This is a genomic window from Terricaulis silvestris (assembly GCF_009792355.1).
Lineage (GTDB): Bacteria > Pseudomonadota > Alphaproteobacteria > Caulobacterales > Aquidulcibacteraceae > Vitreimonas > Vitreimonas silvestris.
On sequence record NZ_CP047045.1, the window covers coordinates 3818052 to 3833438 of the forward strand.

Annotated in this window: 13 protein-coding genes; 9 read left to right on the forward strand and 4 right to left on the reverse strand. The window is 63.9% G+C overall.

Annotated features, from left to right (window positions below):
* Window positions 1-7 precede the first annotated feature (7 nt).
* The 3 genes from DSM104635_RS19525 to DSM104635_RS19535 all read right to left on the reverse strand — a co-directional run bounded on the left by DSM104635_RS19525 (window position 8) and on the right by DSM104635_RS19535 (window position 4886).
* Window positions 8-2608, reverse strand: coding sequence for a M1 family metallopeptidase (locus DSM104635_RS19525; protein WP_158767912.1), 2601 nt, complete (start codon window positions 2606-2608; stop codon window positions 8-10).
* Between the two features lie 134 nt (window positions 2609-2742).
* Entirely contained in the window at window positions 2743-3384 is a 642-nt protein-coding gene (locus DSM104635_RS19530) for a hypothetical protein (protein ID WP_158767913.1), read from the reverse strand.
* 62 nt (window positions 3385-3446) lie between these two features.
* The gene (locus tag DSM104635_RS19535; RefSeq protein WP_158767914.1) at window positions 3447-4886 is read right to left on the reverse strand and encodes an aldehyde dehydrogenase family protein; all 1440 of its coding nucleotides are present in this window, start codon (window positions 4884-4886) and stop codon (window positions 3447-3449) included.
* A gap of 114 nt (window positions 4887-5000) precedes the next feature.
* On the opposite strand from DSM104635_RS19535, the gene trmB reads away from it, so the two are divergent.
* On the forward strand, window positions 5001-5807 hold the full coding sequence (trmB, locus tag DSM104635_RS19540) for a tRNA (guanosine(46)-N7)-methyltransferase TrmB (protein WP_407703521.1): 807 nt from the start codon (window positions 5001-5003) through the stop codon (window positions 5805-5807).
* Here trmB and DSM104635_RS19545 read toward each other — a convergent pair whose 3' ends face one another.
* Entirely contained in the window at window positions 5808-6872 is a 1065-nt protein-coding gene (locus DSM104635_RS19545; RefSeq protein WP_158767916.1) for a lysophospholipid acyltransferase family protein, read from the reverse strand.
* 57 nt (window positions 6873-6929) lie between these two features.
* Between DSM104635_RS19545 and DSM104635_RS19550 the strand changes: the two genes are divergently transcribed.
* The 8 genes from DSM104635_RS19550 (at window position 6930) to truB (ending at window position 15386) form a co-directional block, all read left to right on the forward strand.
* Entirely contained in the window at window positions 6930-7193 is a 264-nt protein-coding gene (locus DSM104635_RS19550) for a hypothetical protein (RefSeq protein WP_158767917.1), read from the forward strand.
* 668 nt (window positions 7194-7861) lie between these two features.
* Window positions 7862-8434, forward strand: coding sequence for a ribosome maturation factor RimP (gene rimP / locus DSM104635_RS19555; RefSeq protein WP_158767918.1), 573 nt, complete (start codon window positions 7862-7864; stop codon window positions 8432-8434).
* Window positions 8431-10086, forward strand: coding sequence for a transcription termination factor NusA (nusA, locus tag DSM104635_RS19560; protein ID WP_158767919.1), 1656 nt, complete (start codon window positions 8431-8433; stop codon window positions 10084-10086). The genes rimP and nusA overlap by 4 nt, the downstream gene beginning before the upstream one ends.
* Window positions 10055-10774 carry an RNA-binding protein gene (locus DSM104635_RS19565; RefSeq protein ID WP_158767920.1) on the forward strand — a complete coding sequence of 240 codons (720 nt, stop codon included), beginning with the start codon at window positions 10055-10057 and terminating at the stop codon, window positions 10772-10774. The genes nusA and DSM104635_RS19565 overlap by 32 nt, the downstream gene beginning before the upstream one ends.
* Window positions 10775-10832: 58 nt before the next feature.
* Window positions 10833-13412, forward strand: a complete 2580-nt coding sequence (gene infB, locus DSM104635_RS19570) for a translation initiation factor IF-2 (RefSeq protein WP_158767921.1) — start codon at window positions 10833-10835, stop codon at window positions 13410-13412.
* Window positions 13413-13424: 12 nt separating this feature from the next.
* Window positions 13425-14018: a hypothetical protein gene (locus DSM104635_RS19575; RefSeq protein WP_158767922.1), complete on the forward strand. Its 594-nt coding sequence runs from the start codon at window positions 13425-13427 to the stop codon at window positions 14016-14018.
* Window position 14019: 1 nt separating this feature from the next.
* Window positions 14020-14430, forward strand: a complete 411-nt coding sequence (rbfA, locus tag DSM104635_RS19580; RefSeq protein ID WP_158767923.1) for a 30S ribosome-binding factor RbfA — start codon at window positions 14020-14022, stop codon at window positions 14428-14430.
* On the forward strand, window positions 14430-15386 hold the full coding sequence (gene truB / locus DSM104635_RS19585; protein ID WP_158767924.1) for a tRNA pseudouridine(55) synthase TruB: 957 nt from the start codon (window positions 14430-14432) through the stop codon (window positions 15384-15386). The genes rbfA and truB overlap by 1 nt, the downstream gene beginning before the upstream one ends.
* The last annotated feature ends 1 nt before the right edge of the window (window position 15387 follow it).

Below are 15387 nucleotides of genomic sequence, written 5' to 3' on the forward strand. Positions count from 1 at the left end.
TCAGCCGTTAACGCGAGCGGCCGCGCGACGTGACCCAGGCGCTAATGTCGTTGAGGCGGCGTTCGCGCGTGGTGATCCGTTCGTTCATGCCGGCGTATTGCGCTTCCGGTTGCCGGCGCGAGGTTGCGGGAACGTCACGGTCGATGGTTTCGCGAAGGCGGCGCAGCATCGCCGGATCGTTCGAGCCGGAGATGAGGCCGGGCAGGAACGTGGCGGCCGTGTCCGGATCGAGCCGCGCTGCGATTTCGGCGCGATGTGCCGCCGCGTAATCGTAGGCGAGTTCCGGATAGTGGTTGGCGACGCCGCCGATGAGGCCTGGGCTGAATGCGGCTGGCACGTCTTCGGTGAACGCCAGATCCAGCACGCGCTGCGCTAGTGCACGATCTCGCGTCGCGGCGAGCGAGTTGAACAGCGTGCGCTTTTCAAGTTGCGAGGTGGAGGCGCGGGCGCTGGCGAGGATGCGATCGAACGTCTCGGGCGAAGCGGAAGCGCCGACGGCGCCCATCACCGCGCCGCGGACGCGGCCGTCGATTTCGCCGGCATTGTAGCGGCGCAGGGCTTCGGCTTCGAACACCGGGTCTTCCAGTTGCGAGAGCGCGTTGATCAGCGCCGCGCGCAGGATGCTGGTGTTGTCAGACTCGCCTTGCTGGCGGCTCCAGCCGACGCGCGCGAACACCGGGTTGAGCAAGCCGCGTGCGAAGGTGCGGTAGCGCTCGCGGCGGGGATCGTTGTCGCCGTAGAGGAAGTCGGCGTTGCTGAGTTCGCCGGCGATGAGCGCCCAGACGTTCGGGTCGGCGGTCTGCGGCGTGCGTGAGGCCAGCGCGAAGAAGTCCGCCGCCGAGACGGCGCCGGCGCGGCCGAGGGCGCGGGTGTCGTAGAGCAAGCCGAGTTGATCGGCGGCGTCGAGCCGCGCGAAGTTTTGTCCGAGTTGGTCGAACGCAGCATGCGGATAGCGCGTGCGGTAGTAGCCGACTTGGCCGGGGTTCACGACGTAAGCGCCGCAGGCGATCGAGCCGGACGCGGTGCGATCATCGCCAGTTAGCAGATGCACGGGAGCGCCGCCGCTCAAGCTTTGGATGGTGACGGGCACGTGCCAGAGCAGGGGCCGGCGATCGACCGGCAGCGACGTGAATTCACCTTGGCGCAGCGTGACCGGCATTTGTCCGCCGCGGCAGCGGCCGGTTTCGGCCGTGATCAGCGGCACGCCAGGTTGGCGCGTGAAATCGTCGGCAATCTGGCGCACCGGTTGGCCCGACGCGGCTTCGATCGATTCCCAGAGCTGAACGCTGCGGGTGTTCTGGTTGGCGTACTGACGCATGTAAGCCTGCACACCCGCGCGGAAGCCGTCGGCGCCGACGTGGTTCTCAAGCATGCGCACGACGGCGAAGCCCTTTTGGTACGTGATCGCGTCAAAGGCTTGCTCGGCCTGATCGACGTTGGCGATCGGGACGATGATCGGGTGCGAGGTTGGGCGCGCGTCTTGGATCATCGCACCTTGCAGTGCGCCTTGGGCTTGGTCCCATAGACGCCACTCAGGCTTTAGTTCGTCGGAGCCGCGGTTTTCGATCCAGCTGGCGAAGCCTTCGTTGAGCCAGATGTCGTCCCACCACACCGGGGTGACGAGATCGCCGAACCACATGTGGCCGATTTCGTGGGCCATCGTGGTGTAGATGAATTGGCGGAGCGCTTCGGACGTCGTCTGCTCATCGACAAGCAGATACGTCTCGAAATAGCTGATGGCGCCCCAGTTCTCCATGGCGGCGAAATCGCCAGCGCCTGGGATGGCGACGATATCAAGCTTCGGCAACGGATAAGGCACGCCGAAATAAGTGTTCAGCCACGGCAGCGTTTCGACGGCGGCTTGCAGACCGAAGCGGGCTTGCTCGGTGAGGCCGCGGCGCGTGTAGACGCTGACCAGCACGCCATCGACGTCTTGCGAGATGCGCTCAAGATCGCCGACAGCGAGGAACACCGGGTAGGTCGACATCAGCGGCGTGGTGGCGAAGCGCGTGCGCTTCAGGCCGCCGGCGATGGCCTGCGACGACGCTTCCGGCATGTTGGAGACGACGACAAGATTGGCAGGCGCGACGACGGTGAGATCGAACGTCGCCTTGAAGCTCGGTTCGTCAAACGAGGGCGCGAAGCGACGGAAGTCGGCGGCTTCGAATTGCGTCGCCAGCATGCGGCCTTCGCTGCCGTCATCGTTTTCATAGTCTTGGGCGAAGAGGCCAAAGGCGCCGGTGTTGATCGTGCCGGTGTAGGCGATGGAGAGGCGGTGTGCGCCGGCAGTCACCGGACGCGAGAAGGTGAAGGTCGCGGTTTGGTCTTCTTCGTTGAAGCTGACTTGGGGCGTGTTGCGCTCATCGAGGCGGACGCGGGTGAACGCCAGGTTCGCGGCGTTCAGCGTGATCTCGTTGCTGGCTTCGGCGAGCGTGAGATCGATGTTGACCTGACCGGTGAAGGTCAGCGCCTCGATGTTGGGAGTCACCGTGAGATCGTAGTGCGTCGGGCGCGCATTCTCGCTTAGCCGGACTTCGCGTTCTGTCTGCGCGGCAGCCGGTAGTGCAAGAAGCAGCGCCATCAGCGCGGCGAACGACCATCTTTTCATGACACCCTCCAAGTGACAGCGGGCTGCCACGTCGGTTTGAACGCAACCAGCGTTTTGCGACGATTGTACAATGTCGCGCGGCGACGCGCCTGTCGCGGCTGGTTTGTTGATTTTCACGGGAATGAAGCTGTCGGCTAGTAAGGCCAGGGGCCGCGCAGGCCGACGGGCGGCAGCGCTTCATCAATAGAGAGCGCGGCAATATCCGCAGCAATCGCCGGCAGCTCTGCTGAGATGAACGTGCGGCGCGTGCGGACCAGTTCTGCTTTGCCCGGTGCGGCGTGCGCTGCGGCGTATCTGGTCCATGACGCAAACGGCGCCGGTACTTCCACCGAAAGACGGGCGACGGTTTGCGGAGCGGCGACGGCCTGCGGCGCAACAGGTGCGGCTTGATGTGTTTCGCCGCTAGCGAGACCAACCAGAAAAGCGTTGTCTTCAGCGCCGACCATTTGCGGGACACGGCCGGTTAGCCGCAGCCGCATATCCATGTCGTAGCGGGCGCCGGATTGTTCGATCACGCGCAGGCGGACGCTGTGAATGGCGCCGTGCTCGGTCGCGAGGATGCTTTCGTCTTTCAGCGTGATCACGCCAAACTCGCGATCGACCTCGAAACGGCCGCCGACGTCATCTATCAGATAGAAGCCAGACGAGGTGAGGTCAGGGGCGGCAGCGGTTGGCGCAGCGATCGCGAGCGCGTGATCGAGCGCGTCGGGCGCGCGGACGAGATCGACATCCAAGGCGTCGAACAGCGCGGAAAAGGGATCGTGCGACGAACTCATTCGCCGCACTCTGCCCTGCCGTGGCTAATAGGCCGTGAAGCCGGCGTTTCCAGCTTGTTTACTTAAGCGGTCTGTTCGCCCCAGCCGTACGCGCCCTTCACTTCGAGGAATTCCTCGACGCCGAATGCGCCGCCTTCGCGGCCGATGCCGGATTGCTTGTAGCCGCCGAACGGCGAACCGAGACCGCCCTGAGCGCCGTTGATGTGCACCATGCCAGCGCGTAGCTGGCGCGCGACCTTGCGTGCGCGACCTTCCGAGCCTTGCACGTAGGCGGCCAGGCCGTACGGCGTGTCGTTGGCGATGCGGACGGCTTCTTCTTCGGTTTCGTACGGGATGATCACCAGCACCGGTCCGAAGATTTCTTCGCGCGCGATGGTCATGTTGTTGTTCACGTCAGCGAACACGGTCGGCTTCACGTAATAGCCGGATTTCAAGCCATCAGGGCGGCCAACGCCGCCGGCGACGAGACGCGCGCCTTCGTCGATGCCTTTTTGGATGAGGCCTTGCACCTTTTGGAATTGGTTGGCGTTGGCCAGCGGACCGATATCACTGCCTTCGGCGTCGGCGGGCGCGCGCACCTTGATGCTCTGCGCTGTCTTGGCGGCGATGGCGACGACTTCGTCGTACTTCGACTTCGGCGCCAGCATGCGCGACGGCGCGTTGCAGCTTTGGCCGGTGTTGTTGGCCATGTGCAGCATGCCGCGCGCGACAGCTTGTGGCAGGTCGGCGTCGTCGAGAATGATGTTCGGGCTCTTGCCGCCGAGTTCGAGTGCGACTTTCTTGATACCAACGGCAGCGTTTTGCATCACCGACGTGCCGGCGCGCGTGGAGCCGGTGAAGCTCAGCATATCGACATCGGGATGCGACGAGAGCGCGTTGCCGACGCCGGGGCCGTCGCCGTTGACGAGGTTGAACACGCCAGGCGGCACGCCGGCTTCGTCGAGGATTTCGGCGAACAGAATGGCGTTGAGCGGCGCGAGTTCAGACGGTTTCAGCACCATGGTGCAGCCGGCGGCGAGCGCGGGGCCGACCTTCGCGCCGATCTGGTTCATCGGCCAATTCCACGGCGTGATCATGCCGATGACGCCGATCGCTTCTTTCAGGATGCGGCGGCCTTTGCCGTAATCGTATTCGAAGTCGAAGGTGTCGAGCTGCTTGCGGGCGTCGATTAGGTAGCCAATGCCGGCGGGCGCCTGCTGTTGCGTGGCGATCGGCATCGGCGCGCCCATTTCCATCGAAATGGTCTCGGCCATCTCGCCCATGCGGCGCTGATAGATGGCGATGATCTTGTCGAGGATGGCTTTGCGCTCATCGACGGTGGTGACGCTCCAGGTCGCGAACGCCTTGCGGGCGGCGGCGACGGCTTTATCGACGTCAGCGGCGCTGCCCAGCGAGATGCGGCCGACCGGCTCTTCGTTGGCCGGATTGATCACGTCATGTGTGCGCGCCTTGGCCGGGGCGACCCATTTGCCATCGATATAGAAATTGAGCTGCTCGCGCATCGCTTCGCTCCAGGTGTCAGGTTTCAGGTGTCGGAAGGCAGTATCAGATATAGGAAGCGGCTGCGAGTTCGCGTCGCGGCAACACTGGCTTGTCTGACACCCGGCACCTGATACCTGACGCCGGGAATGGACGAACACCGCCCCCTCCGCACTTTCGGCCGGATCAAGGCCCGGACCCTGAAGCCTCGCCAGGCTGGGCTGATGGATACGCTGTTGCCGCATCTGGCTGTGCCGGACGAAGGCGCGATTGATGTTGAAGCGCTGTTCTCTTCCCCCGCCCCCACGCGGGGCGGGGGGCAGGGGGGTGGGGGGCGTGCCGACGCGGCTGCCTTTGCCGACACCAGCGCGACTGCACGCCCCCCCTCCGACCGCTTCGCGGTCACCTCCCCCGCGAGGGGGGAGGTTGTTTTGGAGATTGGCTTCGGTGGCGGCGAGCACTTGGTGGCGCAAGCCACCGCACATCCAGAGACGCGCTTCATCGGCGTCGAGCCCTTCATCAACGGCGTCGCGTCGTGTCTGCGGCACATCGAAGACAGCGGCGTCCAGAACGTTCGGCTGCATCAGGGTGATGCACGCGATGTGATCGCGCGGCTGCCGGATGCGAGCGTGGAGCTTTGCTACATTCTGTTTCCCGATCCGTGGCCGAAGGTGCGGCATCACAAGCGGCGGTTGATCCAACCGGCATTCTTGGATGATCTGGCGCGCGTGCTGAAGCCGGGCGCCGAGGTGCGGTTCGCGACGGATTGGGCGAACTATGCGTCGTGGACGCTGGAGCATTTCGTGCGCGACACGCGGTTCGCGTGGACGGCAGAGCGCGCGGAGGATTGGCGCAATGCTTGGCCGGGGCATGTGACGACGCGCTATGAAGCGAAGAAGCTTGGCGATTGCGCGCCGGTCTGGCTGCGGTTTGCGCGGCGCTGATTAGACGATGGTTGCTGCTTCGGCGGCTTTGGCGGGCGCTGGCGCGGCGACGGTTTCGGCGACCGGCATTTGCCAGGTCCCGGTTTTCGGATCCCAGTAGCGGTCGTGGCCGACGGCGAGAACGTATTGGCCGGGGCGCTCGCCGACGGCGCGCTCGATGGTGTCGAGCATTTCGTTGGTGACGCGCACGTCCGAGTCTGCGTCGCCTGCCGCGGCCGGCATTAGGGGATCGCTCCATTCCAGCACGATGCGGTCGCCGTCCAGAAACGGCACACACATCACGATTGGGCACTGGGCGAGGCGCGACAGCCGCGCGCCGCCCAGGGCGAAGTTCTGCGACGAATGCCCTGCAAAGGGGCGTTCGTGTCCGGCGGAGCGACCCTTGGGCCAAGGCACGTCGGCTGAGATGATCATGACCTTGTCCGGCTCGCGCAGCGAGTGAAGCAACCGGGTGGCCACGCTGCGACCGCTGACCTCGACGACTTCAACGTCATCATTCCGCAGACGACGGATGGCCTTAACCATTTCGCCGAGTTGCACGCGAATGCGGAGCGCCCGCGCGTCATGCGTGCCTTGCTCCACTGGCGCGACGACAGAAACGAGCTTCTTGGGACAGGCAAGCGGCGAGAAGACCGCGGCCACGGCCTGTCGGGAGAAGTGACCGATCACGATCAGCACGGACTTTCCCGGTTCACGCAGGATGGCGGGCGGATTTCTTTGTTCAACGCGCCATTGATCGGCGGTCTCGCGGTTCTCGGCGATGCGGGTTACGACGACATGATCCCGGAACGGCCGGCGCAGCCACTCGCGTGCGAGTTTGTCCGTATCCTCGGCAGCGGGAAACGTCGAACGCATCCATTGCCGGGTTCGTCCACCGAGCGGCGAAAGAGAAATAAGCGAGCCCGCGGCATCGGCAAACACCAGAGCCCAAGACTTGGGAAGATAGAGCGCAGCCAAGTAAAGCAGCGCCAACTCAAAAACGCGAACGATATCGCTCGCCTGACCAAACAAGCGGCGCGGAAGTCGGATCATGCCGTCCCACAACGTTGTCGTTTCGCCGCTCATGGGCCCTCAATCCGCGGCAGCCGGCCGGAGAGCCGGACGCGACCGTGTAAAGTTATTATGGTCGCCAGCCAAGCAACAAGCGCGCCAGCGCCGGTGCTGGCGCTTCACTCGGGTTTGCGGCGCCCCGCTGCAGGTATGGCGGAGTTTTCGCGCGTGGCGCTTAGAAAGATCGCTTTTTGGCGTCGCGAGGGTCGCATCACCGCCCTGGTTGCGCGTTGGCGCACCGCGTGGCTACGCCACGCGGTGACGCGCTATGCGCGGTTCACGTGGACGGCGGAGCGCGCGGAGGATTGGCGCAACGCTTGGGGCCGGGGCATGTGATGACGCGCCATGAAGCTAAGAAGCTGGGCGACTGCGCGCCGATTTGGTTGCGGTTGGCGCGAGTGTAGAGATTTGGTCATCACGGCGAATGGCCGCGACTATTCATATCAATGCCTCGGGTGTATCCTTCTCGAGTGGGAGTTGTTGCGTCTCTACGGCTGCTCATTCTTGGAGTGGGCGCGGCCACGGCATGGGCCGCTAACGATTTCCCGCGCGAGCATGCCGCTCCACCCGCGTCGGCGCACGAAATCGTTCTAGACTCCCACATGGGAGAGACGATTTGGGACGCGCGTGTAAGAGACGGCTTCCCTATCGGCTCACCGGTTGGTCGCCTCGTGCATGATCTACGTGAACAAGGCTTCAGCGTGGTACAGTTCGAAGAACTCTGGGCTGGGGGATTCCTCACCTTTGCGTGGCATGAGTGGCGGACGGCCTACAGCTGCAACTGGCGCTTAGCTGTTGAGGCAAGATCAGACCGTGGTGGTTCTGTTCAAGCCACCATCGGGCGTTTGAGGCACATTTGCCCGCACGATTATTTGTAGCGTTCTGGCGGCGAAGGCCGTCAAATTGGGTCTTGGCGCGGAGCTGAAGACCCGCTATATCCACACCACTACATCGCTGATGTCTCCGCTGGAGACGCAGCGGCGGGCCTCGGGTCCGCCGCTTTTTTGTTACCTCGGGAGCCGCCTCTGCGCGCGACGAACCCAGTGGAAGAGCGCGTCATCGCGCTGATCGAACCGACGGCCTCTGGCCTCGGGTTCCGGGTGGTGCGGGTGCGCGTTTCCGGGAACCGCAGGAAGCGGCTGCAGATCATGGCTGAGCGCGTGAGCGACGGCGAGATGGGCATCGATGATTGCTCGCGACTGTCGCGGGCGCTGTCGCCGGTGTTCGACCTGGAAGACCCGATCCCGGGCGGCGAGTACGATCTAGAGATCAGCTCGCCCGGCATCGACCGTCCGCTGATGCGGGTCGAGGATTTCGAGCGCTTCCTAGGTCATGACGCAAAGGTCGAAACGGCCGCGATGCAGAACGGCCAACGCCGCTTCAAAGGCAAGATCGAGCGCATCGAAGGTGATGTGATCGTGCTGACCACGGATCAGGGCGAAGCGGCGGTGCCCTTTTCGGCGCTGTCGGACGCGCGTCTCGTGCTGACCGACCGGCTGATCGAACAAGATTTGAAACGCGCTCGCGCGGCAGAGGTCGCCGAGCAAGAGAATACGGACGAAGGGAAGACACCATGAGCACTGGCATTTCAGCAAACCGGCTTGAAATCCTGCAAATCGCCGACGCGGTTGCGCGCGAAAAGTCGATCGAAAAGGAAATCGTCATCGAGGCGATGGAGCACGCGCTGCAAAAAGCAGCGCGCTCGCGCTACGGCACGGAGCACGACATCCGCGCCACCATCGATACGAAAACCGGCGAAATGGCGCTGAAGCGCGTGATGACGGTGGTGGACGACAGCGTGCTCGATCCAGAGACGCGGCCGTTCAATCCGTCGACCGACATTATGTTGGATGTGGCGCGCAAAACTGATCCGGAAGCCGTAGTCGGCAAGATGTACGACGAACCGCTGCCGCCGATCGAGTTCGGCCGCGTCGCCGCGCAAACGGCCAAGCAAGTGATCAATCACGAAGTGCGCGAAGCCGAGCGTGAGCGTCAATATGGCGAATACAAGGATCGTATCGGCGAGATTATCAACGGCGTCGTGAAACGCGTTGAGTTCTACAACGTGATTGTCGATTTGGGCCGCGCTGAAGGCGTGATCCGCAAGTCGGAGAGCATTCCGCGCGAGAATCTCCGCGTCGGCGATCGCACCCGGGCGTACGTCTATGACGTGCGCCGCGAAACCAAAGGCCCGCAAATCTTTCTCTCTCGCGCCAAGCCGGAATTCATGGCCCGCTTGTTCGCGCAGGAAGTGCCGGAAGTTTACGAAGGTGTGATCGAGATCAAGGCGGCTGCCCGCGATCCGGGTTCGCGCGCGAAGATTGCGGTGCTGAGCCACGACAGCTCGATTGATCCGGTCGGCGCCTGCGTCGGTATGCGTGGCGCGCGGGTCCAGGCGGTTGTCGGCGAAATGCAGGGCGAGAAGATCGACATCATTCCGTGGTCCTCGGACCCGGCGACTTTCATCGTCAACGCACTGCAACCGGCGGAAGTGACAAAGGTGGTGCTCGACCCGGAAGAAGCTCGCGTCGAAGTGGTCGTCGGTGAAGCACAACTCTCGCTCGCCATCGGTCGCCGCGGCCAGAATGTGCGTTTGGCTTCACAGCTCACTGGCTGGTCGATCGACATTTTGACGGAAGCGGAGGAGTCCGAACGCCGGCAAAAGGAATTCGCTTCGCGCACTGAAATCTTCGTGCAGGCGCTGGAAGTGGACGAAATGTTCGCGCAGCTGCTGGCGTCGGAAGGCTTCGAGTCGGTCGAAGAAATCGCATACGTCGATCAGATGGAGCTCGCGTCTATCGAAGGCTTGAATGACGAAATCGCCGACGAACTGCAGGCGCGCGCGAAAGATTTCTTGGACAAGAAAGCCGCTGAACTCGAAGCCAAGCGCGTTGCGCTCGGCGTTCAAGACGATCTCAAGGGCGTACCGGGCCTGACGGCGGAAATGCTGGTGGCGCTGGGCGAGAAGGAAACCAAGACGCTCGAAGATTTCGCCGGCTTCACCGGCGACGATCTGCGCGGCTGGTTCGAGACCAAGAACGGCGAGCGCGTGCGCGAGCCGGGCGTGCTGGAAAGCTTTGCGCTTACGCAAGAGCAGGCCGACGCGCTGATCCTCAACGCGCGCATCGCGGCGGGTTGGATCGAAGCGCCGCCGGAGCCGGAGCCCGCGCCGCCTTTGACAGAAGGAGACGCGGGCTATGCCGACAGCGTCTTCCCAGATCGAAGCTAAGGGCGAGCGCCGCGGACGTGAGCGGCGCTGCATCGTAAGCGGTGAATCGAGTGACGACGCGATCCTGATCCGGTTCGCGTTGGCGCCCGATGGCGTCGTTGTCCCCGATGTAGCCGCGAAGCTGCCGGGGCGCGGCGCTTGGGTGCGCGCGGATCGCGCGAGCCTTCAGCAAGCAGTGAAGAAGGGCGCGTTTGCGCGGGCTTTCAAAACCAACGCAAAGGCGTCCGACGATCTGGTTGATCAGACGGAAACCCTGTTGTCGCGCCGCTGTCTTGATCTGCTCGGCATGGCGCGCCGCGCCGGCGCGATCGCGATCGGGGCCACACAAGTTGAGGCCGCGATCCGCGACAAGCCCATGTTTTTTCTGATCGAAGCGAATGATGGCGCCGAAGAGGGTCGCGAAAAGCTGATGAGCCTCCATATAGGGCTCCGGGGCCGTCCGCCGGCCGCGGTTGGATGCTTTTCCGCCGAGGAATTGGGCGTGGCGCTAGGGCGGGAACGTGTGATACACGCTTGCCTGCTTCAAGAGCGTTTGGCGCTGGCCTGGGCGGCTGAAATTGGTCGCCTCGCGGGGTTCCGCGCCATCGTTCCACACTCTTGGCCCGCTTCCTGGCGCTCCACCGGTCTGGGACTGGGCGGCGCGGACCCTGGAAAAAACCAGGGACGCGGCGAGGCGAAGGACGTTTGAAGTTTGAAGGCCCGCGTTGGGCGCGTGACGACGAATTTAGGATTGGCAACGCGACTGCATGTCTGACGGAAACGAACAGAAAGAATCTCCCTCCGGTCGAAAGCCGCTGACGCTCACGCGAACAGCGAGCGCAGGCACGGTGCGCCAAAGCTTTTCGCATGGTCGCACCAAGCAAGTGACCGTCGAGGTGCGCGAGAAGCGCGCCATCAACCGGCCGGGCGCCGGTGGCGCAGCGCCTGCCGCACCTGGTCCCGGTGTGCCGCCGCCATTGCGCGCGAAGGCGCCTGCTGGTGACGCAGCGCCAGTCGTGCACACGCCGAAGCCGGCGCCGGGCGCGATCAGCGGCGAAGAAACGCGCCGCCGCGAAGATGCGGTGCGGCGTTCCATGGCCGAACGCGAAGCACGCGACCAGCGGCTCAAGGCGGAAGAAGATCAGCGCCGCGCGCTCGATGATGCGCAACGCAAGAAGGCCGCCGAAGACGAAGCACAGCAAGCTGAGATTGAAGCGCGCCGCCGCGAGACTGAAGAAGCCGAAGCGCCTGCGGCTGCTCCAGTGGAACAAACGCAACAGCGCACCGCCGCGGCCGGCGCCGCGCCAGTGCAGCAACAGCAGCGCGATCAGAGCGATGTGCTGAGCGAACTTGGCGGCCGTGTGAAATCGGCGCGTAAGCCGTTGCCGGTGGCGCCGGTGAAGCCCGCAAAGAAGGGCGAACCGAAGCGCCGCGAAGGCAAGCTCACGCTCGACATGGTCGAGCGCGAAGTCGCTGGTGACGACGATCGCGTGCGTTCTCTCGCGGCGTATCGCCGTGCGCAGCAAAAAGAAAAAGAGCGCCGCGCCAAGATGATGGGCGGCGCAGGCGAGCGCGACGTTATCAAGCGCGAAGTCATCGTTCCGGAAAACATTACGGTTCAGGAACTCTCGAACCGTATGGCTGTGCGTGTCGCGGACATCATCAAGTTCATGATGCGCCAAGGCCAGATGATGAAGCAGAGCGATGAGCTCGACGCCGATACGGCGGAGCTGATCGCGACTGAGTTCGGTCATACTGTGAAGCGCGTCGCCGAATCCGACGTTGAAGAGGGTCTCGCCGGCGATATCGTCGATAGCGACGAAAACCTGGAGCCGCGTCCGCCGGTCGTGACCATCATGGGCCACGTCGATCACGGCAAGACGTCGCTACTCGATGCATTACGCCAAACCGATGTCGTGTCGGGCGAAGCCGGCGGCATCACCCAGCACATCGGCGCCTATCAGGTGCGCGTGGCCAGCGGGCAACGCGTGACGTTCCTCGATACGCCGGGCCACGCCGCGTTCAGCGCTATGCGCGCGCGCGGCGCGCAAGTCACCGACATCGTCGTGCTCGTTGTCGCCGCCGATGACGGCGTGATGCCGCAAACCGTCGAAGCCATTCAGCACGCCAAGGCTTCGGGCGTTCCGATCATCGTCGCCATCAACAAGATGGATAAGCAGGGCGCCAATCCGGACAAGGTCCTGAGTGAGCTGACGCAACACGAAGTCATCGTCGAACAGTTCGGCGGCGACGTGCAAGTTGTGAAGGTGTCGGCGCTCAAGAAGGAAGGGCTCGAGGAGCTGGTCGAGCAAATTCTGCTGCAAGCTGAAGTGCTGAATCTACGCGCCAACCCGGACCGTCCGGCCGAAGCAGTCGTGATCGAGTCGAAGCTCGATAAGGGCCGCGGCACAGTGGCGACGGTGCTGGTGCAGATGGGCACGCTGAAGCGCGGCGACATCGTTGTTGTCGGCGCTCAGATCGGCCGCATCCGCGCCATCACCAACGAGCGCGGCCAGCAATTGCAAAACGCCGGTCCGTCTGAGCCAGTCGAGATCATGGGTCTCGAAGGCGTGCCGGAGCCGGGCAATGTGCTGAACGTCGTCGAAAACGAAAACCGCGCCCGCGAAGTCGCCGACTATCGCGCGCGTGCGAAAAAGCAGCGCACAACGGGCATCAAGAGCACGGGCACGTCGCTCGAAAGCATGATGGCAAAGTTCAAGGATTCGACGGCGAAAGAGCTGCCGATCCTGATCAAGGCCGACGTGCAAGGCTCGGCGGAAGCCATTGTAGGCTCGCTCGAAAAGTTGGCGCACGAAGAAGTGCGCGCGCGCGTGGTGCTCTCGGGCGTCGGCGCAATCAACGAGTCCGACGTCCAGCTCGCCAAGGGCTCGGGCGCGCCGGTGATCGGTTTCAACGTTCGTGCTTCTAAAGAAGCGCGCGACCTGGCCGAGCGCGAAGGCGTTGAGATCCGCTACTACAACATCATCTATGACCTGATCGACGACATCAAAGGCGTCATGTCCGGCATGCTGGCGCCGCTCAACCGCGAAACCTTCCTCGGCAACGCGCAAGTGTTGGAGGTGTTCAATATCTCCAAGGTTGGCAAAGTCGCCGGCTGCCGCGTCACCGATGGCGTGGTCCGCAAGGGCGCCAAGGTCCGCATCCTGCGCGACAACGTCGTGATCCAGGAAATGGGCGTGCTGTCGACGCTGAAGCGCTTCAAGGACGAAGTGAACGAAGTCCAGTCTGGTCAGGAATGCGGCATGAGCTTTGGCCCGTTCCAGGACATCAAGCAGGGCGACGTCATCGAATGCTTTAACGTCGAAGTGGTTCAGCGCTCGCTCTGAGGCGTGGGTCCGATGCGGAGTTTCATCCTCGCCGCGATTGCTGCGTTCGGCCTGATGGCCGGCGGCTGCGATCGCAACAATGACGGCGAACAGGCGCCCAATGTGCGCCGCTCCACCGTGGTGGAGCCGGAGACGCGCAACATCGATACGGTGCCGCAGGAAGAGCCAGCGGTGGCGCGTCAGCAATGGCGCGCTGGGTCCGACAGCGCACGGACTGTGACGGGCAATCTGCGCGTCAGTTTGCTGGAACGCCGTGGCGGGCCAGTCGTGTTCGCCTTTGCCACGGGCATCACGGTGCGGGCGCAGCCCTACGCACAAGTCGACTCGGACTCGCGTTCAGGCGTTGGTGGCCAAAGCTATGCAGCCGTACTCGGCGGCGATCCGCGCGTTAGTGCGTATCTCTACCGCGTGCAGGACGAGAACGTGACGTCGTCGGCGCAAGGCGGCCTCTGCGGGCAGGAGCGCACGCGCTACCTCGCGGTCAGCGAATTCGTCGACGGCAGTGGACGTTGGGTGTTCAAGGTTGCGGCCTTTAAGGGCGATGGCCAGCCGGCGCCCGGTGAGAATCCGGAAGTCTGCAATTCATTCGCCTACACGGCGCAGTGACATGAGCCGCAAGGACAGAAATCAGCGGGGCGGCGCGGCGCCGTCGCAACGTCAGTTGCGTGCGGCCGAGCTGGTGCGCCATGCGCTGGTAGGCATTATCGCGCGCGAGGACTTTCGCGATCCCGCTTTGCTGGGCGTGTCGATCACCGTTGGTGAGGTGCGCGCCTCGCCTGATCTGAAGCACATGACGGTCTTCGTCTCGGCGCTCGGGCCAAACGACCCGCAGAATATCGCCGATGGTTTGACACGCGGCGCCGCCTACCTGCGTGGGCGGCTGGCGCGCGAGATCGATCTCCGGTTCACGCCGCAACTGCATTTCCAGCCGGACATCTCCTACGACGAAGCGCGCCACATCGATGAGCTGCTGGCGAGCCCCGAAGTTGCGCGCGATCTGCACCACGAGGACGAGTGATGGGACGCCGCAAGAAGGGCGAAGACGTCTCTGGCTGGGTGGTGCTCGATAAGCCCGACGACATGACTTCGACGCAGGCGGTCTCAGCCGTGCGCCGCATCTTCAACGCGCAGAAAGCGGGCCACGCCGGCACGCTCGATCCGCTGGCGTCCGGCGTGCTGCCGATCGCGCTGGGGGAAGCGACCAAGACGGTGCCGTGGTTGATGGAGGCGCAGAAGATCTACGTCTTCACGATTAAGTGGGGCGTCTCGACCGACACCCAGGACCGCGAAGGCAAAGCGATCGCGACCTCCGATGTGCGCCCGACACCGGACGCGATCCGGGCGGCGCTACCTGACTTCCTCGGCGAGATCGAGCAGGTCCCACCCCAGTTCAGCGCCGTGAAGGTCGATGGCGAGCGCGCTTACGATCTGGCGAGGGCGGGAGAGACGGTGGAGCTGGAGCCGCGCCGGGTCACGGTTTACGAGGCCGAACTGGCCGGAACCGAGGGCGACGACCTCGCCACGCTCCACATCCGTTCGGGCAAAGGCTTCTACATTCGCGCCCTGGTGCGGGATTTGGCGGCAAAACTTGGCGCGGAAGGCCATGTCTGGCGGTTGCGGCGGACCATGGTCGGGCCGTTTTCCGAGGCCGAAAGCGTCACACTGGACGATCTGCAGCTTTTAGGTCAAAAGGGCGCCGCGTCAGAACGCCTGAAGCCCGTTGAGACCGCGCTGGACGACATCCCGGCACTGGCCATTAACGGCGAGGACGCGTTCAAGCTCAGACAAGGGCGGCCCATCGTTCTCCTTCCGCATGTGATGGAGGCGCTGAAGCCGAAATTCCGCGATCGCACCATTGCCGGGCAGGATGCCTCCCGGGCAGCGGTGGCCCTGTTTCAGGGCAAAGCGATCGCACTGGGTGACGTGCGAGCTGGCAAGTTTTCGCCGACGCGCGTGTTTCACATTCCAGATTGAA